General features: G+C 45.6%; 28 protein-coding genes and 2 tRNA genes. 11 read left to right on the top strand and 19 right to left on the bottom strand.

Annotation, left to right across the window (positions count from 1 at the left end; translation table 11 throughout):
• Positions 1-4 precede the first annotated feature (4 nt).
• Positions 5-1,006, bottom strand: coding sequence for a DNA polymerase III subunit delta (gene holA / locus ACLVWP_RS07195; RefSeq protein ID WP_413560966.1), 1,002 nt, complete (start codon positions 1,004-1,006; stop codon positions 5-7).
• Positions 1,007-1,015: 9 nt separating this feature from the next.
• Entirely contained in the window at positions 1,016-1,606 is a 591-nt protein-coding gene (gene lptE, locus ACLVWP_RS07190) for an LPS assembly lipoprotein LptE (protein ID WP_413560964.1), read from the bottom strand.
• A gap of 44 nt (positions 1,607-1,650) precedes the next feature.
• On the opposite strand from lptE, the gene ACLVWP_RS07185 reads away from it, so the two are divergent.
• The 3 genes from ACLVWP_RS07185 (at position 1,651) to ACLVWP_RS07175 (ending at position 5,172) form a co-directional block, all read left to right on the top strand.
• Complete coding sequence (locus ACLVWP_RS07185; protein ID WP_413560962.1) at positions 1,651-2,814, top strand: pyridoxal-phosphate-dependent aminotransferase family protein; 1,164 nt, start codon at positions 1,651-1,653, stop codon at positions 2,812-2,814.
• Complete coding sequence (locus tag ACLVWP_RS07180; RefSeq protein WP_413560961.1) at positions 2,811-3,794, top strand: D-2-hydroxyacid dehydrogenase; 984 nt, start codon at positions 2,811-2,813, stop codon at positions 3,792-3,794. Before ACLVWP_RS07185 ends, ACLVWP_RS07180 begins: the two co-directional genes overlap by 4 nt.
• Before the next feature lie 79 nt (positions 3,795-3,873).
• Positions 3,874-5,172: an adenylosuccinate synthase gene (locus ACLVWP_RS07175; protein WP_413560959.1), complete on the top strand. Its 1,299-nt coding sequence runs from the start codon at positions 3,874-3,876 to the stop codon at positions 5,170-5,172.
• Here ACLVWP_RS07175 and ACLVWP_RS07170 read toward each other — a convergent pair.
• On the bottom strand, positions 5,169-5,783 hold the full coding sequence (locus ACLVWP_RS07170; protein WP_413560957.1) for a DUF6151 family protein: 615 nt from the start codon (positions 5,781-5,783) through the stop codon (positions 5,169-5,171). The two genes, ACLVWP_RS07175 and ACLVWP_RS07170, sit on opposite strands and share 4 nt — an antisense overlap.
• A 128-nt stretch (positions 5,784-5,911) precedes the next feature.
• Between ACLVWP_RS07170 and ACLVWP_RS07165 the strand changes: the two genes are divergently transcribed.
• Positions 5,912-6,514, top strand: coding sequence for a TetR/AcrR family transcriptional regulator (locus ACLVWP_RS07165; RefSeq protein ID WP_413560955.1), 603 nt, complete (start codon positions 5,912-5,914; stop codon positions 6,512-6,514).
• A 7-nt stretch (positions 6,515-6,521) separates the two neighbouring features.
• Here the strand turns inward: ACLVWP_RS07165 and ACLVWP_RS07160 are convergent, their stop codons facing one another.
• The 6 genes from ACLVWP_RS07160 to ACLVWP_RS07135 form a co-directional block, all read right to left on the bottom strand.
• Positions 6,522-6,992 (bottom strand): hypothetical protein, encoded by a 471-nt coding sequence (locus tag ACLVWP_RS07160; protein WP_413560954.1) that lies wholly within the window; start codon positions 6,990-6,992, stop codon positions 6,522-6,524.
• 15 nt (positions 6,993-7,007) lie between these two features.
• Positions 7,008-7,502 (bottom strand): hypothetical protein, encoded by a 495-nt coding sequence (locus tag ACLVWP_RS07155; protein ID WP_413560952.1) that lies wholly within the window; start codon positions 7,500-7,502, stop codon positions 7,008-7,010.
• 54 nt (positions 7,503-7,556) lie between these two features.
• On the bottom strand, positions 7,557-8,042 hold the full coding sequence (locus ACLVWP_RS07150) for a hypothetical protein (protein WP_413560950.1): 486 nt from the start codon (positions 8,040-8,042) through the stop codon (positions 7,557-7,559).
• Positions 8,043-8,441: 399 nt separating this feature from the next.
• A tRNA-Glu gene (locus tag ACLVWP_RS07145) sits at positions 8,442-8,517 on the bottom strand.
• 27 nt (positions 8,518-8,544) lie between these two features.
• A tRNA-Lys gene (locus ACLVWP_RS07140) sits at positions 8,545-8,620 on the bottom strand.
• Positions 8,621-8,824: 204 nt separating this feature from the next.
• The gene (locus ACLVWP_RS07135) at positions 8,825-9,532 is read right to left on the bottom strand and encodes an alpha/beta fold hydrolase (protein WP_413560948.1); all 708 of its coding nucleotides are present in this window, start codon (positions 9,530-9,532) and stop codon (positions 8,825-8,827) included.
• Between the two features lie 123 nt (positions 9,533-9,655).
• On the opposite strand from ACLVWP_RS07135, the gene ACLVWP_RS07130 reads away from it, so the two are divergent.
• Positions 9,656-10,171: a hypothetical protein gene (locus ACLVWP_RS07130; protein ID WP_413560946.1), complete on the top strand. Its 516-nt coding sequence runs from the start codon at positions 9,656-9,658 to the stop codon at positions 10,169-10,171.
• On the opposite strand, the gene ACLVWP_RS07125 is transcribed toward ACLVWP_RS07130, so the two are convergent.
• From ACLVWP_RS07125 to ACLVWP_RS07095, 7 genes are all read right to left on the bottom strand, one after another.
• The gene (locus ACLVWP_RS07125; RefSeq protein WP_413560944.1) at positions 10,168-10,575 is read right to left on the bottom strand and encodes a low affinity iron permease family protein; all 408 of its coding nucleotides are present in this window, start codon (positions 10,573-10,575) and stop codon (positions 10,168-10,170) included. The genes ACLVWP_RS07130 and ACLVWP_RS07125 overlap by 4 nt on opposite strands.
• Positions 10,576-10,640: 65 nt before the next feature.
• Positions 10,641-12,179 (bottom strand): amidohydrolase family protein, encoded by a 1,539-nt coding sequence (locus ACLVWP_RS07120; RefSeq protein ID WP_413560943.1) that lies wholly within the window; start codon positions 12,177-12,179, stop codon positions 10,641-10,643.
• A gap of 159 nt (positions 12,180-12,338) precedes the next feature.
• Complete coding sequence (locus tag ACLVWP_RS07115) at positions 12,339-13,031, bottom strand: MarC family protein (RefSeq protein ID WP_413560941.1); 693 nt, start codon at positions 13,029-13,031, stop codon at positions 12,339-12,341.
• Positions 13,032-13,109: 78 nt separating this feature from the next.
• Positions 13,110-15,149, bottom strand: a complete 2,040-nt coding sequence (locus ACLVWP_RS07110) for a response regulator (protein ID WP_413560940.1) — start codon at positions 15,147-15,149, stop codon at positions 13,110-13,112.
• Positions 15,133-15,663, bottom strand: coding sequence for a response regulator (locus ACLVWP_RS07105; protein ID WP_413560938.1), 531 nt, complete (start codon positions 15,661-15,663; stop codon positions 15,133-15,135). The genes ACLVWP_RS07110 and ACLVWP_RS07105 overlap by 17 nt, the downstream gene beginning before the upstream one ends.
• Positions 15,647-16,813 carry a sensor histidine kinase gene (locus ACLVWP_RS07100; RefSeq protein WP_413560937.1) on the bottom strand — a complete coding sequence of 389 codons (1,167 nt, stop codon included), beginning with the start codon at positions 16,811-16,813 and terminating at the stop codon, positions 15,647-15,649. The genes ACLVWP_RS07105 and ACLVWP_RS07100 overlap by 17 nt, the downstream gene beginning before the upstream one ends.
• A 109-nt stretch (positions 16,814-16,922) precedes the next feature.
• Positions 16,923-17,345: a response regulator gene (locus tag ACLVWP_RS07095; RefSeq protein WP_413560935.1), complete on the bottom strand. Its 423-nt coding sequence runs from the start codon at positions 17,343-17,345 to the stop codon at positions 16,923-16,925.
• Positions 17,346-17,415: 70 nt separating this feature from the next.
• On the opposite strand from ACLVWP_RS07095, the gene ACLVWP_RS07090 reads away from it, so the two are divergent.
• Entirely contained in the window at positions 17,416-18,153 is a 738-nt protein-coding gene (locus tag ACLVWP_RS07090) for a hypothetical protein (RefSeq protein ID WP_413560934.1), read from the top strand.
• On the opposite strand, the gene ACLVWP_RS07085 is transcribed toward ACLVWP_RS07090, so the two are convergent.
• Positions 18,089-19,501: a sensor histidine kinase gene (locus ACLVWP_RS07085; RefSeq protein ID WP_413560933.1), complete on the bottom strand. Its 1,413-nt coding sequence runs from the start codon at positions 19,499-19,501 to the stop codon at positions 18,089-18,091. The two genes, ACLVWP_RS07090 and ACLVWP_RS07085, sit on opposite strands and share 65 nt — an antisense overlap.
• Before the next feature lie 88 nt (positions 19,502-19,589).
• Positions 19,590-20,108, bottom strand: coding sequence for an adenylate kinase (locus tag ACLVWP_RS07080; RefSeq protein ID WP_413560931.1), 519 nt, complete (start codon positions 20,106-20,108; stop codon positions 19,590-19,592).
• Between the two features lie 88 nt (positions 20,109-20,196).
• Between ACLVWP_RS07080 and ACLVWP_RS07075 the strand changes: the two genes are divergently transcribed.
• Positions 20,197-20,643, top strand: coding sequence for an OsmC family protein (locus ACLVWP_RS07075; RefSeq protein WP_413560930.1), 447 nt, complete (start codon positions 20,197-20,199; stop codon positions 20,641-20,643).
• Between the two features lie 4 nt (positions 20,644-20,647).
• Positions 20,648-21,466: a PPK2 family polyphosphate kinase gene (locus ACLVWP_RS07070; protein WP_413560929.1), complete on the top strand. Its 819-nt coding sequence runs from the start codon at positions 20,648-20,650 to the stop codon at positions 21,464-21,466.
• On the opposite strand, the gene ACLVWP_RS07065 is transcribed toward ACLVWP_RS07070, so the two are convergent.
• Entirely contained in the window at positions 21,463-23,067 is a 1,605-nt protein-coding gene (locus ACLVWP_RS07065) for an FAD-dependent oxidoreductase (protein WP_413560928.1), read from the bottom strand. The genes ACLVWP_RS07070 and ACLVWP_RS07065 overlap by 4 nt on opposite strands.
• A 200-nt stretch (positions 23,068-23,267) precedes the next feature.
• On the opposite strand from ACLVWP_RS07065, the gene ACLVWP_RS07060 reads away from it, so the two are divergent.
• The 3 genes from ACLVWP_RS07060 (at position 23,268) to ACLVWP_RS07050 (ending at position 26,493) form a co-directional block, all read left to right on the top strand.
• The gene (locus ACLVWP_RS07060; RefSeq protein WP_413560927.1) at positions 23,268-24,380 is read left to right on the top strand and encodes a GGDEF domain-containing protein; all 1,113 of its coding nucleotides are present in this window, start codon (positions 23,268-23,270) and stop codon (positions 24,378-24,380) included.
• A 482-nt stretch (positions 24,381-24,862) separates the two neighbouring features.
• Positions 24,863-25,798 carry a S8 family peptidase gene (locus tag ACLVWP_RS07055; protein ID WP_413560925.1) on the top strand — a complete coding sequence of 312 codons (936 nt, stop codon included), beginning with the start codon at positions 24,863-24,865 and terminating at the stop codon, positions 25,796-25,798.
• A gap of 8 nt (positions 25,799-25,806) precedes the next feature.
• Complete coding sequence (locus ACLVWP_RS07050; protein ID WP_413560924.1) at positions 25,807-26,493, top strand: methyltransferase domain-containing protein; 687 nt, start codon at positions 25,807-25,809, stop codon at positions 26,491-26,493.
• Positions 26,494-26,559: the final 66 nt, after the last annotated feature.

The following is a 26,559-nucleotide window of genomic DNA, read 5'->3' as shown; positions in this document are numbered from 1 at the left end:
GAAATTAAGCTGTGCAGGTTTTTAGGACCATATTTTCTAGCCAAATATGGCTGGAAAGCGGTGATGATTTTAGGGCTTTGTCGGTTTCGGAGAGAACGACAATTGTTTGTTCTAGTTTTTTTGCAGTCCACAGGCGGGATTGTTCTGCGTAGTTTTCTAGGAAGTATGGAGGAACTTGGGCGTAGTGAGCTAGTTTTGCTCCGTGCAGGCCTTCTTCCATTCCTTTTTTTACTGTTAACAGAATACGGATGTGGCGAGCTACTAAAGAGATAATACCGATTTCGTTTTGGCCTTGGTCCAACAAGTGAACTAGGTATTCCAAAGCTTTCACTCGGTCGTTCATGCCTACGGCTTTGGTGAAATCGAAAACGCTTTCTTCTTTGGATCTGGAGACTACTTGAGCTACGTCAGATACTTCGATACGGCGGGCACCCTCTACGAATTCACCTAGCTTTTTTAGCTCAGCTTCGATCTCTGTCAGATGGTGGCCCACGAGTTTGTGCAACAAGTGAATCGCATCGTTAGAGATTTTCAAACCCAAGGTTTCAGCGATGTAGTTGATCCATGATGGGATTTGATTTTCGTACGGTTTTTTGAACTCGACGCATTCGGCTTTGTCCAAAAGTTGGCGGATTTGTTTTTTACGTTTATCCACGCGTGAAGCTAGGATCACAAAACACGTGCTCTCAACCGGTTCCTCGATCAGAGGTTCTAATTGAGCCCATTCTTTGTCTGTGAGCTCTTGCGCTTCCTTCAGGATCACCAAACGGCGTGGCGCCATCATTGGTAAGGTTTCAACACCGTCGCGCACTTGCACGATGTCGGCGTCACTGGCGTAAAACAAGCTGTAATTAAAATCGATCGCACCTTCAGTGAGGACAGCGTATTTGAAACGCTCGACACTTTGATTCAACAAATACGGCTCTTCCCCAAAAAGGAAGTACATTGGAGCCAGGTTGCCCTTTTCCAAGTCTTTGTAGAATTTCTGTGAATCAATTAATGCCATCTTAAACTTTTAAAAATTTTCAGTAATACGATCGTGAGCTTCAAGCATCAGATCGTTCGCCATAAGGTCAATGTTTTGCCTTCGGGCAGATAGATTGTAAAGCGGATCTACCGTGTTTACGCCAGCAAGCGTTACCTGAGGTGCTGCATAAGTACGCTCACCAGTGAAGCTTCCCGCCCACAACTGCGTGCCATCAGCTTGTCTCACGACGCTGACAGTTACTGTCAGAAGAATACGATACTCTGACGCAATAACTGTTCCCTCAGGTAAATATGAAGACGCGTCACCCGCGATACGTTTTGCGCCTGGCAAATATTGAATATTATCGATCTGACCAATCACAGCCACTTCAGACAAAGCATTGTCCACAACACGGGCCACACGAGAGCGCTGGAATTGATGGATCAAACCATTCGTGAACGCGACCTCAATCCCCGTCTCTTGAGTTCTGTTTTTAAAAACAGGAACAGAGATCTGCTTGTAACCACCAGGAATTGTACGACTGGCAACGCCCAATTGATACGCACAGCCTGAAAGAAGCTGCAGAAATAAAACTGAAAAAATCAGAAGACCACGAGAGCCTTTAAGTATTGCGTCCACGGACCCAGTTGAGTATAAATTGAAGAAGAGATCAAGGAAGAAAAATGACATCATTCAATGACGAATACAGCTTGTTAGCTCCGGGTCCCGTAAATCTTCATCCTGAGGTGCGTAAAGCATTGGCACTACCGATGATTCACCATCGCACACCGGAATTTGACGTCATTTTAAAGCGCGTTCTTACTGGAATTCGCTCTGTGTTCCAAACTAAAGAAGATGTTTATCTTTTAAGCTGCACGGGCTCCGGCGGCATGGAAGCACTTTTGGTAAATACGATCTCTCCTGGTGACAAAGTTTTGGCAATTGTCTCTGGAAAATTCGGCGAGCGTTGGGCCGAAATGGCAAAAACTTTTGGCGCCGATGTCTCCGTGATCAGTGTTCCTTGGGGCGAGGCTGCGAAGGCAGAATCTGTCGAAGATCATTTAAAACGCTTCCCTGAAACTCGCGCTGTTTTATGCCAAGCTTGCGAAACCAGCACCGCTGTTGCTCACCCGATCAAAGAGATCGCGGCTGTTGTTTCTAAATACGAAACTCTTTTCTTAGTCGATGCGATCACAGCATTGGGTGCGTATCCACTTCCGATGGATGAGTGGAATATTGACGGACTGGTTGCGGGCTCTCAGAAAGCCTTTATGCTTCCAACCGGCATGGCTTTCATTTCTTTCTCGAAAAAAGCTCAAGCCTATTTTGAAACCGCAAAATGCCCGCGTTTTTACTATGACGTTCGCAAGGAAAAAAAGGCAAACATCGCTGGTGAGACTTTCTTCTCTTCGAATGTGGCTGTGATCCGTGCTTTGGATGTGGTTTTGAATTTGATCACTAAGCAAGGCTTGGATTCCCTGTTCCACACCATTCATCGCAGAGCTGAATTCACCCGTATTTTCGCGCAACGTTTGGGCTTCACTCTGTACGCAAAATCCCCGAGTGATTCCGTCACAGCTCTTGTGGTTCCGACAGTTATGGATGGACAAAAAATTCGCCTAGAACTTGAGCAAACTCACAACATCACTATCATGGGCGGCCAAGACCAAGCCAAAGGCAAAATCATTCGCATCGGTCACATGGGTTATATCCAAGACGGCGAAATGCTAAAACTCTTAGACTGCTTGGGTAAAACTTTGCGCACCTTTGATCCCGGCTCTTTGACTCTGGAACAGATCTCCATGGTCGTCGATGAAGGTCGTCAGTGGTTGGAGCAAAATCCATGAAAAAGAAAATTCTGATTACAGATCGTTTTGCTCAAGACAGCTTTCTGTACTTGCAGCAAAACGAAAACTTCGAAGTGGTTCGCAGTGATAGCCACATCCATTTGCCATTAGAGCATTTGGTATCGGCGCACGCCCTCATCATTCGCAGTCGCACTGTCATCAACGAGGAGCTTTTGCAAAAGGCTCGTCAGCTACAACTTATCATCACTTGCACAAGTGGCTTTGATCACATTGATCTGGCTGCCACTGAAAAGTGGGGCATCACGGTGATGCACACGCCAACTGCCAATGTTCAATCCGCTGCCCAACTGACTTGGGGCCTCGTTCTCGCTTGCGTAAACAACATCATGCCGGCTCACCGCATGGTTAAAGCTGGCGAGTGGAAACGTGACTCCATCACAGGAATTGAATTATCGGGTCGCACCTATGGAATCGTTGGTTTGGGCCGCATTGGCTCACGCGTAGCTGATTTTGCTCAAGCTTTCGGCATGAATGTTGTCGCTTACGACCCTTATGCGCCTGATGAAAACTTTGAGCGTTTAAACATCCCGCGTTTAAGTTACGAAGAAGTTTTAAAGACATCTGATGTCATTAGCTTTCATGTTCCAAAAACTTTGGAAACTGAGCACATGCTAGATCGTTCACACTTTGAATACATTCACCGCGGCATAATCTTAATAAACACATCTCGTGGATCGATTATTAACGAAAATGACCTCTGTGAGGCATTGGGGAACGGATGGTTAAGAGCTGTAGGACTCGATGTGTTCGAGAAGGAGCCTCTTCCGCGCACTTCAAACCTCCTCAACTACCCGAACGTGATTCTGACTCCGCATATTGGAGCAAATACTGAAGATGCATTCTTCAAAGCGAGTCAGGTCGCGGCAAACAAGCTGATGGCCTTTTTCGTCGATGGCAGCACCTCTGACACCCTCCCGCCAAGGGCCCCTTGGTACGGAGCTACGCCTTTTGACAAATAGACAATTTGACATTTAATCCCCCGCTTCCTATCGTCTTGTCCCGGGCGCTTTGCTTCAAGCGCTTTTGAAGGGATTTAAGATGTCAGGAATCGTGGTAGTCGGCGCTCAGTGGGGCGACGAGGGTAAAGGTAAATTGGTCGACGTGTTTGCAGAAAAAGCAGACATGGTGGTTCGCTATCAAGGCGGAGCCAACGCAGGTCACACGCTTGTGGTGAACGGCCAAAAAACAGTTTTGCACTTGGTTCCAAGTGGTATCTTACGCCCTGACACAACTTGCGTGATCACTTCTGGTGTTGTGATCGACGTTTTCAGCATCCGCGATGAAATCAAACGTTTGATCGCTGGTGGTTACCTGCAAAATCCAAAACAACTTTTGATCTCTGATACAGCAACGATCATTCTTCCTTATCACAAATCTTTGGATGCTGCCCGTGAGGCCGCTCTTCAAGGTGGTAAGATCGGAACAACGGGCAAAGGCATCGGCCCAGCCTACGAAGACCGCGCCTCTCGCAGAGCGGTTTTGTTGGGCGATATCTTTGATCCAAAAACTTTGAAAGAAAAATTGGAACTAGCTCTGCGTGAAAAAAACTTCATGCTTGAGAACTACTACAAGACTTCCACTTTCAAACTGGATGAATTGCTAGAGCAATTGAAAGAAGTGGCCGAGGACTTGGCTCCTTACCGCGCTAAAGACACTTCATTGTTTATCTCTAAAGCCTTGAAAGCTAACAAACGCGTGATGTTTGAGGGCGCTCAAGGAACAATGCTAGACATCTTGCACGGAACATATCCGTTCGTGACGTCTTCATCAACGTTGTCAGCAAATGCATGCGTTAGTGCTGGTGTTGGTCCAACAAATATTCAAAAAGTTATCGGTGTCTTTAAGGCCTATACAACTCGCGTGGGTTCGGGTCCTTTCCCAACAGAGCTTCACGATGAAGTGGGACAAAAGATTCAAGCAGACGGTCACGAGTTTGGTGCGACGACAGGTCGCGCTCGTCGTTGCGGTTGGTTGGATCTTGTGGCGTTGAAATACGCGATCCGCGTGAACGGCATCACAAATCTTGCGATGATGAAGATCGACGTATTGTCAGGTCATGATCGTATCGGCGTTTGCACAGCTTACAAAATCAACGGCGAAATCGTAAATGAGCTTCCAACATCTCCATATGAACTTGAAAAAGTAGAGCCTGTGGTCGAGTGGATGACGGGTTGGAAAGAAGATTTGACGAAAGTTAAAACTCTTTCAGATCTACCAAGACCTGCAACGAACTTTATCGACTTCGTGGGTTCACAACTAGGCACACCGATCGACGTGATCTCTGTGGGCCCAGGTCGTGAGCAAACTTTGTGGGTAAAACCTCTATTCAATAACTAGTTTTTCGAGCGTGATTGCAAAATCGTTTCGCGAATGCGATTGCGCTCCTCTAATGGCATAATCTGAGGCGTCTTAACCGGCGTCTCGCCATTTGCCATAAAATACGGCGACACTTTCATCTTCTTGCCGATAAATCCTTTTAACAAAAACGGCAGAATCACCCAAAGATCCTTAAAGCTTGTTTTCATCGACGTACCAGCTGGTGGAGTTTTAATCGCGCCTTTGCCTTCAATGCGGGATTTAATTTCCCCAAAGAACTGCGCTCTCTTGCTCTCGTCTCTTTCAACAATAACGCCGTTTAAACCAATCCAAGGAAATCCCGGAGTCGTGTTCCCCATCGGAGTTTTGCAACAAGACGTGTACCAGCGGAAAAGTCCCTTCGGAGACAGACGCACACATCTCAGCAACTCCTCCCCCGCTTGAATTTTCATATCTACCGGATAAACAGGAATGATCTCTGTTCCCCCAGCCTCATCCAAAAGTTCTGTGCGCCCCAAATGATGCGCAAAGGTCTGACAGTCCGTGCAGTAACAAACGCAACGCCCTGGCGTATTCTGAGGTAAATTTTTAAGCTCTGCCTTCACACTTCCGCAATCGCACTGAATCTGCATGACTCCTCCTGGAATACATCAAGCATATGAGTTTACTTTCTCAATAACCAGACCAAATTAGAAACATTTGAGTCAAAGGTGCTTTTAAGCTTAACACTTGTGCACCCGACACGATAGGCTGTGTGCATATGAATGAGGCAAAGCCTAAATCCTTTCATCACGGTTCTCTGCGCGAAGCCGCTATCCATGCGGTTTTGGACTTTGTCGTCCGTGAGGGACATTTGGATTTTTCTTTAAGAGAAATCGCCAAAGCCTGTGATGTTTCAGCACCAGCTTTTTATCGCCATTTTGAATCCAAAGAAGTTATTTTGATTGAGGTCGCTAAGCGCGGCTACGAAATGTTTTACGATAAATTATCGTACGCTTCGCAACTGCATGCGAGCTTACCTGCTGAAGAGCGAGTTCGTGAGCTTGGAATGGCTTATATCGAATTCGCCTTACAACACGAAGGCCACTACCGAGTTATCTTCAATCGTGATCTCCACAGCCTTGCGAGCTACAAAAACATCAAGCCGATGGCCGACCAGCTTTTCAATCTATTAAAGAACATTGTTTCTGAGCATATAGGCGACAACGAAGAAAACCAAAAAGAAGCCGAAAGAACAACTCTGCAAGCTTGGTCCGTGGTTCATGGTTTATCGCATCTGTGGCTGAGCCGAGTGCTAAGTCAATTCACCGAGGCTCAGTTCTTAAAAATGAGCCGCGGGATTGTGGCGACGAAGCTGATCTAGCTTCGTCTTACTTTTTAAAATCTTCCGTAAAAAATGCTGTCACGTCTTCTTTAGTTTTCAACTCTTTGGTTGATTCAACTTTTAAAGCCGCCACTTTCATCACTGTGATGACACCTTCTTGACGAGGCCATGCTTTTGTTACGTCACCCTCTTTATCCAGAGCCAATTTGAAACCGTACTTTTTCATTTTTGGGATCGCGAACATCTTAGATACCAAACCTGGCATTTTAGAGATGTCAGAGATGACCAGTGTTTTTGTTAGATCCATATCTTTGGCGTTCGCATTCAAATACTCTGTCAGGATTTTCGCAGCATTCATATCACTGGAAAAGATGATCCATTTTGTTTCAGCGTTGAGCTCAGCCGGCTCCTCGAACTGATTTTCAATTTTAAAAGCGGAAAGTGTGTCACCCGCTTGCAATGCAAAAGCCGGGACAGCCATAGACATAAGCAAAATAAACTGCGTGAAGATTTTCATAGTGGTCCTTTCGTATTAAGTGGGTGGATGTTTACAACAAAAGAAGCCGCCATCCCCACCGGCGCCCCAAAGCTTACCTGGAGGACAGAGCTTCGGGTCCCACACGTCGATCCCCGGTGGCAGCGCAAAGCAATTTGCTTTCTTTCTGATATCCGGAATTTTTAATTTTTCAGAGATTTGCACCGGAGCCGGATTTTTTGCGATCGTGCACGTCAACGGATAGGTTTGTTGATCCTTAGACAGAGTTCCTTTGCTATCCGCTGAATCGATCGCAACGGAAATATGTCCTGCAGAAAAAGTTCTTTTTGTGCCTTCGTCTTTTTCCACGACATCTTTGTGAAGAACGTCGCTATCGCCTTTATTCCAAATAAGTTGACCGATGTTGATGCCCGCACTGTACGTCGTAATTGTGATGTCATCGACTTTACATGTGGCGTATTTTCTATAGACGGAGCTGGCTTGAGCTGTGTTTGCTAGAAGAAATGCCGCCATGAGTATTCTTAGTTTCATATATCTTCCTTTGCTACAGAGATATGTTTATTGGGAATCTGCTGCTTGTCTAGATTAAACCGGTGGATGCTCACAACACATGTAAAGTCCAGTTGCGCCTTTCGCCCATACTTTCTCTTGTGGGCAAAGCTCTGGGCCCTCAAGGGGATCGTAACCTTCGGGCAGCGCTTGGCAGCTTACACGACCGTGTTGGACGGGCTGAGGAGGCTTCGCTGCATTTTTGGCGATCTCGCAATTCATCGGATATGAGGCATTGGATATATACAGAACACCCTTACCGCTATTGATATCAATCGTGACGGCGATTCCGTTGTTCGCGTTGAAAGTTCTTTTGCCATTATCATCTGATTCGTAAACGTCTTTATAGAGAGTTTCATCATCACCTTGGCTGACTACCAATTGGCCACGGAAAGTTCCTGCGCTGTAAGCGGTTATTGTTTGATCTTGGGATTTGCATGTTGCGAATTTTTTGTAAGAGGAGTTTGCTTGGGCTGTGGTTGCTGTTGTTAGGAGTAGAAGAGTTAAGATGAGTGTTTTCATTTTTACTTCCTTTGTATGTGATTACTTTATCGGAAGTTGGGTTGGGGGTGCGACTGGGGTTTTAATGGGATCGTTTTTTGATTCTTTTATTGGTTTTTCGTCTATTTATTTGGTTTTTGGGATCTTTTTGCGGGACCTTTTTGGTCTTTACTTAGAGGAATGTTTTGCGACGTTGATTGGGGCTCGGGCCGTCGTGGCCCTCGGGGCTTCGCCCTGTCTCCGACACCCTCACGTTAGCATCCTGCTAAGGTGATGAACCCCTTTGTCGGCGCACGACGCTTTGCTTGTGCTTTTGATTTTTTGTTTCGCCGACCTTTTGAGTTGAAATTTCTTTGAGATCGCAGATGGTGAAAATAAAAAACCCATATCTTTCGATATGGGTTTTGTATTTTCAAAATTTGGCGTTCCCAAGGGGATTTGAACCCCTGTATCCTCCGTGAAAGGGAGGTGTCCTAGGCCCCTAGACGATGGGAACGTACAGGGAAAATCAAAAAGACAAAAATGGTGGCTCGCGATGGATTCGAACCATCGACCCTTTCATTAAAAGTGAAATGCTCTACCAGCTGAGCTAGCGAACCACTTGTCCGTTTGAGGAAGTGCTAATTTGTTCTAAGCGGGGGTTAAAGTCAATACGAAATCTTGCAGTATTTTAAATTTTTTTAAGGCTTTTTTGGGGTGCGGCGAAGGTTTGCACAAGATCTCAGCAAACCCGCGCGGAATATAGCTAAGCTCGCAATAACACTGCCTAAAAAGATGAAAATTTAGGCAAAGTTTTCAGAAAACTACGAAGAAATAAAGTTACGAATGACCTCAGACAACTCGAAAGATTTTTCCAACGGAACATAGTGCCCGCTTTTCTCCAAAATCACGAATTTGGATCTCTCAATTTGTGCATGCATCCCCTGTAGCGACGCCAAAGTAACCACGCGGTCTTCCCTCCCAGCCACGATCATGACCGGAAACCCTTGCTGAGAGAGCGCTTCCGAGTAATCGATGCGTTCAAGTGTGGCCTGCATTTGATTCACATACATTTCCGAGGTGTAAGCGCGACTCATCTCAACAATGGTATTCACAACATGCGCATTTGCGACGGAATCCGGGTGAATAAAGCGTGCGGCTTCCTTCTCAGACATTCCTCGGTATTGAACACGGGAAAGCATGTCTGCGAGCTTCACTCGGCCTGCTTTTTCTTTATCACTTAGTGCACCCACATTCGCTGCTACCAAAGTGAGGGTCGCAATTCGATCAGGGTTCTGAGTCGCAAAGATCTCTGAAATATAACCACCCATGGAAAATCCCACGAGATGAAATTTGGGCGCCGAGATTTTCTCGAGCTGCTCCACCATGTCTTGAAGGTTCTTACAGTGCTTAAAGTCGATCTGATGAACGGGGCCGTCATATTTTAAATGCGCCAAAACATCATCCCACAGTCTCGGATCACATAGAAAACCAGGCAATAAAACCAGAGGAAGTGTTTGAGTATTATTCACAGTGGCCTCCACGCAGCATCACCAAATAAAAATAACAAGGTCTCCGACGAAGCTCAATGACCACGGTCATTTTTGAATAGAAACATTTTGACTGGAACATCTCAAAGGAGGACAAAGCCACCTATGCGTACAGCGGTTGGCTTGATAGCACTCCTATTTACTTTCCTTTTGCAAACAAATGCAGAAGCCCGCACGCGCATCGCTTTTCTAGAAACATTCAATTCTCGTGGTGAACGTGTTGAATATGAACCCGGCGCGAGATTTTCTCACACAGCAGTTCAATTCGATGACATTGGCGATATGTGGCTGAATGCCTACCCTGGCGAGGGCGTTGCTATCATTACCGAAGAGCGCCTAAGCCAACACGGCACAATCACCGAGATCATCGAAATCGATCAAGACATTCAATACTCTCAAGTGGAGCCCTACTTAGGCATTCCGTTTGATTTTTGGTATTCCTGGGATGACAACGCCATGTACTGCACCGAAATTATCGGGAAACTTTTAAACGTCCCTACTCATCCGATGATCTTTAATAAAAAAGTTTGGCCGAAAAACTATTGGGATCTGGATGGCACACCAGGGCTTTCCCCAGATAACCTCTACCGTTGGGCGCAGGAACATTCCGTAAAACACTAATCCTGCGTGCGCGTCTTTTTCTCTTCTTCGATCTTCTCAATAAAAACACCGATACGTTCATGAGAGGCTTTAAAGTCGGCATGAACTTGATCTAACTGTTCATCAGGCATCTCTTCCAAATCAATCAATTCGTCGCGAGCGCCGTTGGTCGCACGAATCAACTCATCAAGCTTTAAGTGAATAGCACGAGCATCACGATTCTGCGTGTTTTGAATTAAGAAAACCATCAAGAAGGTAATGATCGTCGTGGTCGTATTAATCACCAGCTGCCATGTATCCGAGAATCCAAACAAAGGGCCACTCACCGCCCAAACGATGATTCCTAAAATAGCTATGGCGAACGCGGCAGGAGTACCCACCCAATGAGAAATTTTATTTGAGATCTGACGAAACAATTCATTCATACAAAAAATAATGCCAGTAGATTTTGTCCACTGGCAATACTCTTATAATTACATTCGTCTTATTATTAATGCACGTGTGATGAAGACGACGTTTCAGACATCGCAGACATTTTAGCCGCGGCCTCTTTCTTCATTTGATCCAAAGCTTGCTCTGAGTAGAACTTACCGTCTTTGATCACCGCATTGATCTTGTGAAGACTCGCAACACTCTTAACCGGGTTATCATTCAATAAAACCAGATTGGCTTCTTTACCAGCTTCCACCGTACCCATCGTTGCGCGCTTACCTAAAAATTCAGCGCCATTCAATGTCGTCATCTGTAAAACCTTAAGTGGAGACAAACCAGCCTTCGCCAGCAAGTCGAACTCCTGATGCAAAGACGCACCTGGGACGACCCACATGCCACCAAGATCAGAACCAGTCATCATCTTAACACCCTGCTGATCAAACAATTTTACCAGCTTCATATCCATAGAGCCCAATTGGCGCAATGTCTCGCGAGCAACGGGCTTAACAGTTTTCGTGAATTGTTTGGAAACGTTATCCCAGTACTCACGCGTGCTGCGCGGAACATACTGAAGATTTGCTGAGTTTGTATACTCTGCTTTATCTGCTAACTGCATGGTTTGATTACGAATCAAAGTTGGCACGTGCCACGTTTTATAGTTTGCAAACGTCTCTGCCACTTTTTTGCATTTTGAATCGCTGTACGTGTCAATGATCGTGCGTGTTTTCAAGAAGGCATTTTGATTTGCCGTCAAGCGAACTAACAATGGATTAGCAATCGTAAGCTTCGCCATTTCTGGCGACATGTTCACTGTTGTTTCAGCACCCATGGATTTTCTGACACTCGCCTCATTCATTGAGCAACTCATTAAGACTGTATCAACGCCACCCAAGTGTTCGATGGAAAGCATCCCTTCCTTAGCGGCCTGAACAGCATCAACGCCTGCTGGGATATGACCTGCAAAGTACTCCCCTGATTTTTTTGCCTCAGCCAATGCTGGGAAGAAAACATTTGGAGCCACATCGACTACTTTAATAAAGTCTGCGCCCTCTGCGCGCTCTTTTTGAATCAAAGCAACAGCTGCCTCGGGAGTCGCAGCATTTGAACGTAAAAGTGCCGAACCCGGCATTCCTAAAACTTCAGGAGAGTTCTCTGGTAAAACAAGTTGTCCGTCTTTACGCGATTTCAAAATTTCCTCGCTACCAGACATTTGACGATAGCCTGTGATTCCGTGAGCTAACATAACGGCTGCCATTTCATTGGCCGCTGTTTCACCTAATACATGGGCATGCATATCTAAAAATCCTGGCACCACATACTTGCCAGTTGCATCGATCACACGCTTACTGCCTAAATCGCCAATGCTTTCTGCAGGAACAATCTTTGTGATTTTGCCAGCGTCAATCATCACCGCCATATTGGCTTGTAACTGACCACTTTGCGTGTTCACAATCGTCACACCCTTAACGACCAAACTTTCATGGCTTTTCGCGGTTTTCTCCGACGAGGTCTGAGATGAAGGACCACTCGCACATCCGATAAATGAAGTTGAGACTACTAAGCTGATAATTTGTTTTGTTAGTTTTTGTTTATTCATACAAAAACGATAGCCACATTTCTGTTATTTGATAAGATTTTTCGTAAGAATTAACGACTCCAGTGTCCCAGAGCCGCGTGGCTAATTTTAGAATTTTCCGTCGGTACTATAGTCCCGACTAGCACGGCTATAGTCGGTGTCGACTATCAAAGGTTAAGACTAAGACAAAATCTTCGGAGCAAAGAGCTTGATTGCTCCGAATACACCGTCCAGAACGATTTGGATGCCCACACAAAGAGTCAAAAATCCGCTGAGCTTGTTACAAACTTGGAGAGCCTGATTGTTTAAGCGATCCAAAATTGTCGGCGTAAATGAATAGCACAGAAAAATCACCACGGCCATAATCACACAGGCCACTGATGTCGCTAACAAATTAAATAGATGAATCGCATTGTCTGCATGGTAACTGTTCGCACTCAGTGCCAACAAAACGGAGATCGTTCCCCCGCCCGTCGTCGTCGGGAATGCCAAGGGATAAAACAACAGCGAACGCAACGGTTTCAAATGAGGATGTTCAGGATCAACGACCTTCTCTTGATCTTCTTGTGGGTCGTTGGCTGAAAGAATCTGCCAGCCCATACGCGCAATCAAAAGACCACCCGTGATCTGAACGACCGGAACAGAGATTCCAAAGACTTTAAAGAACAAACCACCGATAAAAGTAAAAGTTAAACAGATGCCCAAGCAATAAAGCGCAATGGCTGCGGCAGCACGAACACGCTTTTGTGTGGTTCTGCCTTTTAAAAAAGGCCCGACGATCAATGCTGTACCAAACGGATTAATAGGCGGAAAGAGCGCCACAAAGCACACGAAGACGTAGTGAAAAAAGGTAGAGGTCGAAAGTGATTCCATTTCCGAAAAAGCTACCTCATAAAACTTTTAAAGAAAAGCTTATTGTCCTGACGGCTTACAACCGGGATGTATTTGGAATTAGTTACTTGCCATCGATGACGACGAGCCATCTGTCGTCACTAGCTCCAAGATCTTCTGCTTCAGCAATGGCAGATTCAAGGGCTTCGGCATATGGGCTTGAAAGCCGACTTCTAGAGCTTTATCGATATCTTCCTTACCCACATAAGCGGTCAAAGCAATGGCCGAAACATTGCGACGTCCATTGCTGTACTCCCAATCACGCAAGGAACGCATCAGGGAGTATCCATCCAATATCGGCATCCCGATATCGCAAATGATCACGTCAAAATCATCTTTCTTAGCCAAGGCCAAACCTTCTTGCGGATTGCTTGTTCCTTCGACCGTGGCTCCGGATTTTCTTAGTAAATGCTGAAGCAGATTTAATGAATCTTCAGAGTCATCGATCGCCAATAAATGCATGCCCTGAAGATTTCTATTGGGAATGACTTGCTGAGGTTCCGGAGCCTTCTCCACTGGAGTTGAGTCAACGGCACGCAACTGTTGAATCGGCACTTGAATCGTAAACCTAGTTCCTTGACCACGTCCGGCACTGAAAACCTCTACAGTACCACCATGAAGCTCCACAATGTGCCTTACGATACCAAGTCCCAACCCCAAACCCATGTGCTGGCGAGTGATTGCGGAGTCTTCTTGCCAAAAACGATTGAACACGTCTTTTTGGTTTTCAGCGATGATCCCGACACCATTGTCCTCGATCGTGAATTCGAACAGTTCGCCTACGCGATTTGCGAATATTTTTATCGTACCTTCGGAATTTGTGAACTTCACCGCATTGGAGACCAAATTCCAGATAACCTGTCGCATGCGATCACGATCGCCCCACATTCTGCCCAGCTGAGGTGCTATATGCAGCTCCAAGTGAATTCGTTTTGCCGCCATTGCCAGACTTAAGGACTCAATACTCGAATCGATCATCTCATCCAAGGCATAAAAACTGAGATCAAGCTTCATCTTGCCCGTAATAATACGAGAGACATCCAGGATCTCGCCGATCAAACGTGTTTCAATTTTTAAATTGGAATCAATGATATCCATGGCGCTGGTGAACTCTTCAGATCCTGCTTGAGCATCCTTTAGAATCTCCAAATAGCCCGTGATGATATTTAAAGGCGTTCTTAACTCGTGTGACAGCGTCGCTAAGAATTCATCTTTCTTTTGGTGGGCTTGTTTCAGGCTTTCAATTTTTTGTTGAAGCTGTCTTTCCAAGTACGCATGGGTCATCACTGATGACAGAATATTGGCGACCGCCTTAATAAATTCCATTTCATCATACTGAAAAACCCGTTCACGATGATCATAGATCATCATCACGATCGGTTCGATCTCCAGGTCTTTGCTGGTGATGACCACATTCACGCCGGATCTTAAACCCGACTTTAAAAGGCGTAGTTTATCCTCGTGCATACCTAAAAACTCAAGATCGCTGAAAATAAATGGCACACCGTCACGATCTCTTTTTTCCAGTGACTGACGACCCGCCTCGGGTGGCGCTGCAAAGGACACAAAATCCACCAAAAGGGAATTCATCAGGATTTCACGACAGCGCAACTTTACTTTCTCTACGATGACTTCATTCAAAGCAAACTGACTTAGCTCAGACAGCAAAGCCGTTTGATGAAGTTGATGCTTAATCTTAATTTCAGATTCTTTACGCTCAATAGAGCTTAAGATCGTGCGCGCAAGAATCTCTGAAGACAGTTGCGCCTTGTTTAAGAAATCGGACGCCCCTTCTTGGGCGGCTTTAATTGTGCTGTCACGGTCATCCAACGCTGATAATACAATAATCGGGACTTCACTCGCCGCCTTGGTAATTTTTGGCAGCGTTTCCATAAAGTCACTGTCGGGTAAATGCAGATCCAGTAAAATGGCGTCAAACTTTTTCTCTGTTAACGCCTGAATACCTTTTGCTAGCAACGACTCCCTAGTCACATGAACGGTCATCGATTCAATACGCCCCACATGCCGCTTTATGATTTCGGCATGCTCGTCATTGTCCTCGATCAACAGAATGTTCAAGTTCTTAGTGTCTGCTTTCACTCATACTCCCATTTGGAGATATTTGAGGGGATGTAGATGCGCCATTGGACTCCACCCTCTTTTCTGAAGCCGGAATATTCCAAATTCCCCAGTAGCGAACAATTTCGTCGGTCAGGTCTTTAAAACTTCCAAGCTCCAGAGGTTTAACCAAGTAGCTATTGGCATAGAGCTCATAAGCACGGATGCGATCCGACTCGGCATCAGAAGTCGAAAGAATCACAACCGGAATAGAATGCAGAACAGGATCCTGCTTAATATACTGCAAAACTTCATGCCCATCTTTTTTAGGAAGCTTCAGATCCAGCAAAATCAAATCCGGTAGCTTTCTTTTCTCCTGAGCTTTCTTTTGCTCAAGATACTCGATCGCCTCAACACCATCCTTAGATCGCTCGACTTTACTTGTCGTGGCTGCCCGAGCCAATAGACGCACGACAATCCCTGCATGATCATCATCATCCTCAATCAGGTGAATTGCTAATGATCTTGGTTCTAAGTTCTCAGTGGATTCCATCATGATTCTCCTTAGGGAACTGATACTGCTTCGGAAAACTCACCCAAAAAGTAGCACCATTGGGTGGTTCGGACTCAACCCAAGCCTTTCCTCCATGCAGTCCCATGATTCTAGAAACAATTGTTAGGCCCACGCCTGTTCCCTCTTTCTCATTATCCAAACGCTGAAAGAGTGCGAAGATTTTCTTGTGATACTGAGGCGGAATACCTGGGCCCGTGTCTTTCACTCCGATTAAAATTTCTTTCTCGTCTTCTTTATGCAGAATCTCGATAGTATTTTTATCTGTAACAGCTGCATACTTAAGGCCATTGATAATTAAGTTTTCAAAAACCTGTGTGATACGTTTTGAATCCCCATTCACCACAGGGAGACCATTAGGAACTATCAGCTCGGTTTTCTTATCGGCCAGTTGATCACGCAGGTCTTTCTTAATTTCACCGATCAAAAGTGATAGGTTAATAGGTGCAACTTTGAGCTCCATGCGCGATGTACGCGAAAGCTGCAGGAGATCGTAGATCAGCTCATGCATCTTTTTATTCGCTTTTTCCACCCGAGCCAAAGAGTCCATCAAAGCATCAAATCGTCCGGCTTGAAGATCTTCTCTTAAAAATGAAATATAGGAACTGCTAGTCACAAGCGGTGCTTTTAAATCGTGAGAAACAGTGTAAACGAACTGCTCCATCTCCAGATTCTTCTGTTGAACTTCGTCATACGCTCTTAATAACATCAGATCTAGCTTCTTACGCTCGGTGATATCTACGACGGAGGCGACAACGAAACTTCCCTGATCAGTCTCAAGAGGATTCAAACCAATTTCCACTGGCATCTCGCTGCCGTCTTTGCGAATGCCCCGTAAATCACGACCTGCGCCCATTTGTCTTTTTGACGGATTTTGAAAAAAACCCTGACGATGATTTACGTGAACTGTGCGAACCTCTCTAGGAACCAGAACTTCTAAGCTTTGCCCAATCAGTTCCCCTTTATCGTACCCAAACATCTTTTCCATTTCGGCATTGCACATCAGAATTTCGCCGCGTTTATCAACGACGATAAGTCCATTGGGAACCGAGTCCACGATAATATTAAACTTCGTGTTGTCCGACTTGAATGCGGCATTACCAGCGCTATGACCTAGCTCGTTACCTGGTTCCATTGAATTTCTCCTGCACCTTTCAATCTGGCAGAGACGCAGATCTTCCTCTAGTAACAAGGGCGAATTTTAACAAAATACACAAGTTCGTATTTTCTTGATCAGTCTTTAACTATTGTACATCTCGATACTGATGAGGAGCGGTTTGCATACTTCGTCGCAAATCCTCCACCATGATGAGTTGAGACACTCGAAGATGAAGCAGCTGAGCATCGAAAGGTTTTTCGATGATTTCAACGCTTCCTAAACGCGCAGCTTCGGTTTGCAACTCCAAAGAAGGGTTGCCCGTTTGTACAATGGCAACAGTGTTCACATTTTTTTCGCGGGCATGTGCGACCAAAGCAATACCAAAGCCGCCGTCTATATTTTGATCTGTGACAATGACGTCGGGTTTCAGTGCAGCCATCAACTGAATTGCATGATCGAAGTTCGTTGTGAATTCAACCCTTTGAAAAAGATCTTTCAGAGAATCAACGATCATCTCTCCAAGGTCGTGATCATCCTCGACCACCAGGAGGTTCATTTTTTGCGCCATATGCTGCATCCTTTTAGAAAGATATCCACTAGATTGATCGCAACAAATTAACTTTGCAACCGGAGCACAAATGGATTTTAACAAAATGTTATTTGCCGAGAAAAGTAAGTTGAATGAACATGTCTTGATACATTGGATTCGCTCGTCACCTACGCCCCTGTCATTCGCACCTGCCATGAGTTTCTTCGTACTCGGGTTCAAAGATCTTCTGTTGAACCTTGAATATCCACAGGCCAACACGACACTAGAAAAAGCTGTTAACCATCACTGCAAAGAAGACCTTGAGCATTGGCAGCTTTTTTTGGATGACTTAGAAACGATGAATGTCGGTCAAAGTGCTTGGGGCGCGAAAACCACAACCGCCCTCCGCCAGATATGGTCGAATGATAACTGGAGAGTACGCCAGGCCACCTACAAACTCATGTCACTCACTTTCCAACCGAATAGCCCTGGGGTTAAGCTTTTGATGATCGAATGCTTAGAATTGGCTTTCGCTGTTTTTATCGCGGCCGTTCGCGCGTCCGACTCCCACTCCCCGGAGGCGCTAAAATACTTTGGTGATCACCACTTTTTCGAAGAGGCGAGCCACCAGCAAGGCAGCTGGATTGATGAAACCCATCAACTTGATTTGAATGAACTGGAACTTACCGAGGAGGAATCCAAAGCAGCCGCCATGATTGTTTTGGAAGTCTTTGAATGGTTCCACTTGATGTTTACATCTTGGTACAAACAACGTGCGATCTTTACATCTCCATCTGTGTCGATGGTGGCGAAAGAATCGGCTGTTTTACAACCAAAGGGAATCTAACCCGCATATTAACGCCGACGTCGCGTGAAAACTCGTCGTCTCGGTAATTTGTTTTAAAATCAATTTTTCCATGCATCATATCCACGTAGGCCTTCACCAAAGGAAGGCCTAATCCGGTTCCCTTCTCGTCGTGCAGTCCACGACGAGTAGTGGCTCCACTATACTGGAAAAGACTGGATGCGATATTAGAGGGAATTCCAATCCCGAAATCGATAACCTCTATGCTTAGGTATTCGGAATCATCACTGATCCGTACAACGATATCCTCGCCTTTCGGTGAAAACTTGATTGCGTTAGATAACAGGTTTCCGATAATTTGCGCCTGCAACAGATGCGTATCCACCAAGACATTCGAGTTTTTATCACGGCGATAGTCTTTCAAATGCATATTCAAACTGTACACCGCCATCATTTCTGCTTGATATTGGATCGCGCCTTGGATCGGCCCCAAAGGATTCGTTGGCTGTAAATCCAAACTCTTCTTACCCAGACTCACCGCTTGCAGCTCACGGACTTTATCAATCGTCATCATGATATGCCTTAGAGATCGCCCCAGCTTATCCAAGATCGGTGTCTTTTGATCATTTTCCATTTTCGTAATCGACATCATGGCCGTCGTGACCGGCGTCGCTAAATCGTGAACCAGAATTGAAATCAGCGCTTTATTGCGATTGTCCAAGTCCACAAGTTCTTTGGTTTGCTTTGTCACCTCTTGCTCTAAGCGTGAACTGTACTGGGCCGCCAACTGCCACAACAGAAAACTCGGGAAAAAAATCGAGAACGCGAATGTTAAAAGGAAAGCCATCGTGTACCCAAACACCGCGCCTTTTTCAATCTGTCTTAGGAATGGATAATCCAGATAATGAATCGCTAGCAAAGTTAACAAGAGCGCCAGGACTTTGAAGCCTTTGGTATCACCGATCGGATTCTTAGGTTTTCGAGCTTTAAGAGCGGCACAGATCAGCGGCATTGCGATAGCCACAGCACAGAAGAAAGAAGCCATCCGATAGGACCCTGTGACCTCTAAGGTCACCAAGCCTAAAAGCACCAACGTCACCGGTATTGTATAAACCCACGAACGTCTTTCATAGTTGTGCAAGAGAGCGGCCGTAATCTCGTAATAAACCCAACTTGCTAAAACATAAAAGCTAAAAGCCAAAAGCATTTTCGAGTCATAGACGGTAAATTGACTCTGCAAAAAGAAGTTAACGGCGGTGATGACCCAGCTTAAAGTGATATAACCGAAAATACGATTGCGATGAATATACCAAAGAGCTGCCGACGTAACGACATTCACAAGCATAATTCCGGCAAATACGAGAATAGTAATATACAGATTGGAGCTCATCCCCTAATTCTACGCCTGGGGGTTTGTTTGCCCAAAAGAAATCAAAAATTAAACAAGGGAGTTGTTAAAGACCATTTCCAGAAAATACTTAGAGGATTTTTTTTAAATCAGACAGACGGTGCACCCAAACCACTTTGTCTTTCAAGTAGTCCCGTTGCAGGATACGAATCATCTCTGGTCGCATCAGGCGATGGACATTTTTGATGGTTTTATACAGTTTCTTGGTTTGCTCCCATGAGACTTCATCACAACCTTCGGGCAATTCCTTACGCGGAGACCATAAATTCTGAATCTGTCTTTTTGTCGCCCACCAATAATGACGCCACAATGGGTAATCCAGAAATATAATCTGATCAGCTAGTTGCAAACGCTTTTCTAAAATATCCAAAGGCCCGTAACCGTCAATGATCCAAGACTCTGCTGCCTGCACCTCGTTCAGCATCGCAATAGATTCCTTGTGCGGGCGAATCTTCATCCCAGGCAAAAACTGAATGGAATCGACATGTGTCACCTGAATCCCCCAGCGTTTTGCCAAACGACGAGACAATACCGTTTTTCCGGCGCCCGCGTTCCCAATAACTGCAATTTTTCGAGGTTCACTTGTCATAGATTGATCTTTAACAAACAAGCCAAGCAGAGGTCAACGGATCTTGGAATCCCCCCTATCCTTGAAAATCACAAAAGGAGGTTTACCCATGGAAAGAAAGGCATCCGTTCAATGGAAAGGCAATATTCAGCAAGGCCAAGGCGAAATTACAACTGAGAGCGGTATTCTAAATAAAACCCCGTACTCATTCGGTCGTCGCTTCGGAACTGAAAAAGGAACAAACCCTGAAGAGCTTATCGCCGCAGCCCATTCCTCTTGCTTTGCAATGGCGCTTTCCGCAGCTCTTTCTCAGAAAGGCCTCACTGCCGACTCCATCAACGTCAATGCAGCAGTCAGTATCGAAAAAAACGGCAGCGACTGGGTTATTACTCACTCCAATTTGGTTTTACGAGCGAAAATTCCAGGAATTGATCAAGCTCAGTTCAAAGTGATCGCGGAAGACGCCAAAAACAACTGCCCTGTTTCACGACTTTTGGATACCGAGATCTCCTTAGATGCAAGTCTTGACGAAGGCGAAGTTCGCGCGACACACTAAGAGAATGATCAAGGAAAAGAGCTTTTATCCAACCAAAAAGAATCTAAATAAAGTTCCGACTTTGGGTGACCATAACGGTCTCAGCAAAAAAGATCTAAAGTCGGACTTTGCAGAAATCAGCGAAAAACTAGGTGATCTCCAAGAGCTGATTTTTGCAGAATCCAAACACAAGGTTTTGATCATCCTGCAGGGCCTCGACACCTCCGGCAAAGACGGCACAGTGAAACACGTCTTTGCGGCGACAAACCCCCAAGGCTTACGAGTCGCCTCTTTTAAAAGACCCACGGATCTGGAGGCCCGTCATGATTATCTGTGGCGTGTTCATTCTCAAACACCCGAAAAAGGTGAATTCGTTATTTTCAATCGCAGTCATTATGAGGACGTCATTATTCCGACGGTTCATCAGACTCTTCCTCGGAAACATATTGCTCAACGTATCGAAGACATCAACGCCTTTGAGAAAATGCTGGTGAGTGAGGGCATGACCCTTTTTAAATTTTTTCTCCATATTAGCTCTCACGAGCAGGCTCTGCGCCTAAAAGCTCGTATTGATAATCCAAAAAAACACTGGAAATTTGAACTTAGTGACTTGGAAGAGCGCAAGCATTGGAAAAGCTATCAGCACGCCTATACTGATATTATCCAGAAGACCCATCATAAAGATCGTCCTTGGAATATCATCCCAGCTGACGACAAAGATTTAAGAAATTATATTATTTCTTCGATCTTGGTTGAGCGGCTTGAAAAACTAAAGCCCAAGCTTCCCCAGTTTAACAAGGAAACATTTGCCCGAATTAATAAAGAGATTAAAAAGCTCCTTTAGGGGCTTGGCTCAAAATAATTTGGTGAAGGATGCTCTGGCTTACGCAGATGCCTTTCGTAATCACGGATGATATCCTCGACCTTGTTGTAATCAATTCGCTGCAAAGCCTGCTCGACTTTCAAATTCTCGAGATCACGACCGACAGTTAAAAATGCGGCAACGCGATCATCCTCATAGTAAACCACAGCGAAGTCATCTCCCTCTGGAGATCCCAACAAATCCATGCGATCAAAGCGATCAGAAAATCCGATATAGCAAAGTATTTTATCAAACTGCTGAGTCCAAAAGAATGGCACATCCTGATACTTCACCTTAGCCCCTAGCATATTGCAGGCAGCAATTTGCCCATGGCGCTCTGCCACCTCCCAGTGTTCAACCCTGATCGGGCGTAAACTCCTTGGATCTGGCCAGCGAGCAATATCTCCTGCCGCAAATATTCCCGGCACACTGGTTTCTAAACTATCGTTAACTAAGACACCGTGATCAATTTCACACCCCGCCTGGCGGGCCAACTCTAAATTTGGATTGATTCCCACACCGACGACGATAAAGTCACAAGGGATCTCAGTGTGATCATCCAGTACAACATGTGCCTCATGGATTTCCTTGACGGTGTGACCCAAATGAAAACGAACGCCGTGGCTTTCATGGGCTTTCTTCAAATAGCTCCCGACATGCACACCTAGGGTTTTCATTAAAGGCATATCTTCAGGGGCTACGACGTGAACATCCACACCTCGTTGTTTAAGTGAAGCCGCGACTTCCAAGCCAATAAATCCTGCCCCAATCACCACCACACTTTTAGAGTTGTCACATTTTTCAATGATACGGCGGCAATCGGTCAAAGTTCGCAGCATAAAGACATGATCACGGTCTATTCCCGGAATAGGTGGCTTGACCGGCTCCCCACCCGTTGCCAACAAAAGCTTGTCGTAACCAAGAATTTTTCCATCCGACAACAGAACTTGTCTTTTAATCGAGTCGATCTTAATGGCGGCTACTCGCAAGTTCATTTGAATTTTATTTTTCTGAAAAAACTGATTCTTAAGAATCGGCAGCCACTCTTCAGGAGCATTCCCAGAAAGGTAATCTTTTGAAAGATTGGTTCTGTCATAGGGAATCGAATCATCATGACTGACCATCTGCACAGTTCCGGCAAATCCTTGACGTCTTAACATCGAGGCACAAGCCGTGCCCGCAGCTCCGCCACCAATGATGACCACTTGCTGTGTTTCAGTCCCGCGCAATGTGGGACGAGGAATGGTCTTTTTGCCTGTGACAAAAATCTTTCCATCACGAACTTCGGTGTGCCAGCATGAAATCGGCACTAAGGCTGGAGCTTTCTCTGCTTCACCGGTTTTGACATTAAAGCTTGAGTGATGCCAGGGACAATGAATGTGGTGACCAACCAACAGCCCTTGATTCAAAGGACCACCGTAGTGAGTACAATTTGCTCCCACGGCATAGATTTCGCCCTCAACCTTGGCCAACATGACGGCTTTATCACCAACATGACCTAACAAGGTCTCACCTTCTTGGATTAATTCCGTCGAAACGCCTTTGGTAAAGTCCGGGCCTGAAACTTGGGCACTCGTTCCCATAAGGTGACTCCTTTTTCGTCAATTCCAGAACATTTTAGTATTCTTGTTGGACGGACTTGAGAAAAGCTTCACATCGTTGCGAAAAAGCAGCAGCGTGCACTGTCTCATTGTGAGAATACGCAAGACTAGTGTCGAGAACCTGTAAACATTCGACCGTTATTTTCCGAAATAGTAGTGATTATTCTTCCTGGAGGCAGAAGTTGAAACAGTGGATGAAAAAGCTGGTAGATCAGTTGGACATGGACTGGGGATCTGCAACGGATGCTAAGACAGCAAAAGATGTGACATCGAATCTTTCCGAAGATCGTGCGACTCTTCTGTTTATTCTTGATGTCTATAATAAGAATCTTTTTGAGGTTCAGAATCACTCCGTACGTAAAGTACGTAGCAAGATCGATTCATTTGCTAAAGAGCTTATGACTTTGCAAGGTGACGAACTGGAAAATGCTCTTTTCCGTTTGCGCCAATTCATTTCAAGCTATCGTATTGACGAGACGACTTACGTGCAAAATACCTTTGATGATTTCAAACGCATCATCTGGGACTTCGCTGATAATTTGGGCGAAGAGGTTGCCGCTGAAGAGTCCACTGAAACTCAAGTGAACTCAAGCCTAGCGCAATTGCGTGAAGCCGTAGAATCAAACTCTATCGAAGACCTACGTGCAAAATCACGTGAGTTCATCGATTTCTATTTAAAACATCAAACAAGTTCAAATGAGCGCCGCTCAAAACGTATGGAAACGGTTAAAAAGAGCCTTTCCACAGTGAAAAAACAATTGATGGATGCAAACCGCACTATGCGTTCTGACCATCTAACAGGCGCTCACAACCGTAAGAGCTTCGATGAGCAAGTTAAGCGTTACATCCAAATGAACCAAATGGATCACGATCCCGTGACGATGCTTTTATTTGACATCGACTTCTTTAAAAAGATCAACGATGCCTATGGACATGATATCGGCGACTTCGTCTTGCAACAATGCGTACGCTTACTACAAGAAAGCTTTAGCCGTGAGGTCGACTTCGTAGCCCGTTTGGGTGGCGAAGAGTTCGCGGTGATCCTTCCCGGCTGCGACACTAAAACCGCGATTAAAATGGTCGACGAGTGCATGGCAAAAATCCGTAAGGAAGTCTTTGTTCATGGCAACCTCGAGATCCGCTTTACCGTGAGCCTGGGTATCGCCCAACTAGAAGCCGGTGAAAACCCAGATGGCTGGTACAAACGTGTCGACGAAGCCCTCTACGCTTCCAAACAAACAGGCCGCAACAAATACACCGTTGCAAACCCTCCCGGAATCAAAAGAGTAGCTTAAACCAAAAAAGGCGCCCCACAAGGCGCCTTTTTCTATTCCCCTCTCACGCAACAACATCCCAAGCAAATTTGAAGCCCGCGAGGAGCAGACCTGAGCACAGCAGCGTCTGGCCTCTGCGAAGTCGACCTCCGTTGGCGCCACGATGGCGCGAACCCGCCAAAGGCGGGCAACGGTTGAGCCTGGATGGCGTGTCGCGAAGTCAGTGGCCAGAGGATGATGGGATCGGGGCTGATCCTCGCGGGCTTCAAATCCCCGTGCCCCGAGGGTGTTCCATCATAAGCAAATATAGGGGTCGAAAAAGAAGAACTTCTAAACCCCTGTTTAAAAGTTATCTATGTATGTCGCCTTTTAGACACCTGGAAGGCCCTCAGACCCTGTATAACGATTTCTACACACAAGTGACAATTCCCCGAATGAGACCCCATTAGCTTTGCTTATACCTGGCCCACCAAATGCAATGTCCCTTAGTCACGGGGGCCGATATGAGAACACTGAGCTATATTCAAAAAACATTCTTTGGAATTCTCTCTGCAACACCATTCTTGTGGCCCGCAGTCGCGCAACCTCGCACTTCAGATCCTGATAGAGACATCGTTATCGCGATTATCGATACAGGTATTGACGTCAATCACCCACTTATTAAAGACAATTTGTGGGTGAACCCAAATGAAAAAGCCAATGGTTTAGATAACGATGGCAATGGATATGCCGGGGACCTCCATGGATGGAATTTTGTTTCTGAAAACGGAGATATCACAGACAATCACGGGCACGGGACTCACATCGCGGGGATCATCCGTCAAAGAACGCTGTCTTCGCGAGTTAAATTTATGGTTTTAAAATATTATGATCCCACACAATCAGGACGTGTGAATCTTATCAATACGGTGCGAGCGATTCGCTACGCAACCAAGATGAAAGCCGACATCATCAATTACTCCGGCGGTGGCGACACCAGAAGTGCACTGGAAGAGAAAGCGATCCGAGAGGCTCAGGATCAAGGAATTCTCTTTGTCGCTGCTGCCGGCAATGACGGCCGTAACACAGACAAAATGGGTTATTATCCGGCTGGTTATAAATTGAAGAACATTATTTCTGTCGCAGCGATGGATTCTTCGCGCCACCTGATCGACAGCAGTAATTATGGTTCACAAAGTGTAGATATCGCGGCCCCGGGCAAGAACGTATACTCTTCCCTGCCCGGCGGCCAATTTGGATTGATGACCGGAACATCGCAGGCGACTGCATGGGTGACAGGTCTTGCGGCTGCGTTGATGTTACAGAACCCAAGTTTGCGCAATCCTGAAACTATTAAAATGAAACTTGAAACTGAAGGCACACGCGATGAAGGCTTAGTAGGCAAACTCAAATCTACTGTTAGGATTACCGCTTTACAGAACGATATCTCAAGCCTATAACTTAGATATTGAAACCGATTGAATTTAGCCCAGCAAGGCCCTTCCCACTCATCAATGACGACGAGCACACGTACCAAGAAGCTCAAGAGCATTCCGTCGTCGTCGATGAATGGTTGGGATTTAAAACTGCTGAGGTTGAAAAGGCTTTGATCACCTCTGAAGCCTACAATGTTCAGGCTGATGAAAATATCCCGGTGAACTTCTGGCGCGGTCTTCCGGTTCAAGCTCTGCAAACACCCTACACCGAAATCCGTCAGATTCTAGAGATCCTTAAGCCACAATCTGGTGAACACATTGTCGATTTGGGATGTGGCTATGGGCGGATGGCCTTTGTCGTAGGCCTGCACTATCCCGAAGTTAAATTCACTGGATATGAATTGGTTGAGGAGCGTGTGGAAGAGGGCAACCGAATTCTAAAAAAATTCAATTACCCCCTTTCCGAAATCAAAACTCAGGATCTTACGGATCGTGCATTCACTCCGGTCGAGGCTGATTACTATTTTATCTTTGATTTCGGCAGTGCCCCTGCCGTGGACAAAACTTTGGAAGATTTAAAATCCATCGCAAAGACTCGCAGTATTCAAGTGGTGGCCCGAGGACGTTATATCCGCCACCGTATTTTTCAATCTCATCCTTGGCTTTCTGAAATAAACGAGCCCCAGGTCTACGACCACTTCACCATCTTCAAGTCTTAAGCCCGCTGTTATCTAGCATGCGACCAATCCCAGTCTTGTTCTCCTCCTCACAGAGGCAGAGGATAT

Source organism: Bdellovibrio sp. HCB209, from assembly GCF_047306065.1.
Classification (GTDB): Bacteria; Bdellovibrionota; Bdellovibrionia; order Bdellovibrionales; family Bdellovibrionaceae; genus Bdellovibrio.
The sequence above is the reverse complement of the archived record's forward strand: the minus strand, read 5'-3'. Positions and strand labels throughout refer to the sequence as shown.

Coding starts and splice junctions, on each gene's coding strand:
- holA (WP_413560966.1), bottom strand. CDS start 1,006: ATGGCATTAATTGATTCACAGAAATTCTACAAAGACTTGGAAAAGGGC.
- ACLVWP_RS07185 (WP_413560962.1), top strand. CDS start 1,651: ATGACATCATTCAATGACGAATACAGCTTGTTAGCTCCGGGTCCCGTA.
- ACLVWP_RS07180 (WP_413560961.1), top strand. CDS start 2,811: ATGAAAAAGAAAATTCTGATTACAGATCGTTTTGCTCAAGACAGCTTT.
- ACLVWP_RS07175 (WP_413560959.1), top strand. CDS start 3,874: ATGTCAGGAATCGTGGTAGTCGGCGCTCAGTGGGGCGACGAGGGTAAA.
- ACLVWP_RS07170 (WP_413560957.1), bottom strand. CDS start 5,783: ATGCAGATTCAGTGCGATTGCGGAAGTGTGAAGGCAGAGCTTAAAAAT.
- ACLVWP_RS07165 (WP_413560955.1), top strand. CDS start 5,912: ATGAATGAGGCAAAGCCTAAATCCTTTCATCACGGTTCTCTGCGCGAA.
- ACLVWP_RS07160 (WP_413560954.1), bottom strand. CDS start 6,992: ATGAAAATCTTCACGCAGTTTATTTTGCTTATGTCTATGGCTGTCCCG.
- ACLVWP_RS07155 (WP_413560952.1), bottom strand. CDS start 7,502: ATGAAACTAAGAATACTCATGGCGGCATTTCTTCTAGCAAACACAGCT.
- ACLVWP_RS07150 (WP_413560950.1), bottom strand. CDS start 8,042: ATGAAAACACTCATCTTAACTCTTCTACTCCTAACAACAGCAACCACA.
- ACLVWP_RS07130 (WP_413560946.1), top strand. CDS start 9,656: ATGCGTACAGCGGTTGGCTTGATAGCACTCCTATTTACTTTCCTTTTG.
- ACLVWP_RS07125 (WP_413560944.1), bottom strand. CDS start 10,575: ATGAATGAATTGTTTCGTCAGATCTCAAATAAAATTTCTCATTGGGTG.
- ACLVWP_RS07120 (WP_413560943.1), bottom strand. CDS start 12,179: ATGAATAAACAAAAACTAACAAAACAAATTATCAGCTTAGTAGTCTCA.
- ACLVWP_RS07115 (WP_413560941.1), bottom strand. CDS start 13,031: ATGGAATCACTTTCGACCTCTACCTTTTTTCACTACGTCTTCGTGTGC.
- ACLVWP_RS07105 (WP_413560938.1), bottom strand. CDS start 15,663: ATGATGGAATCCACTGAGAACTTAGAACCAAGATCATTAGCAATTCAC.
- ACLVWP_RS07100 (WP_413560937.1), bottom strand. CDS start 16,813: ATGGAACCAGGTAACGAGCTAGGTCATAGCGCTGGTAATGCCGCATTC.
- ACLVWP_RS07095 (WP_413560935.1), bottom strand. CDS start 17,345: ATGGCGCAAAAAATGAACCTCCTGGTGGTCGAGGATGATCACGACCTT.
- ACLVWP_RS07090 (WP_413560934.1), top strand. CDS start 17,416: ATGGATTTTAACAAAATGTTATTTGCCGAGAAAAGTAAGTTGAATGAA.
- ACLVWP_RS07085 (WP_413560933.1), bottom strand. CDS start 19,501: ATGAGCTCCAATCTGTATATTACTATTCTCGTATTTGCCGGAATTATG.
- ACLVWP_RS07080 (WP_413560931.1), bottom strand. CDS start 20,108: ATGACAAGTGAACCTCGAAAAATTGCAGTTATTGGGAACGCGGGCGCC.
- ACLVWP_RS07075 (WP_413560930.1), top strand. CDS start 20,197: ATGGAAAGAAAGGCATCCGTTCAATGGAAAGGCAATATTCAGCAAGGC.
- ACLVWP_RS07070 (WP_413560929.1), top strand. CDS start 20,648: ATGATCAAGGAAAAGAGCTTTTATCCAACCAAAAAGAATCTAAATAAA.
- ACLVWP_RS07065 (WP_413560928.1), bottom strand. CDS start 23,067: ATGGGAACGAGTGCCCAAGTTTCAGGCCCGGACTTTACCAAAGGCGTT.
- ACLVWP_RS07055 (WP_413560925.1), top strand. CDS start 24,863: ATGAGAACACTGAGCTATATTCAAAAAACATTCTTTGGAATTCTCTCT.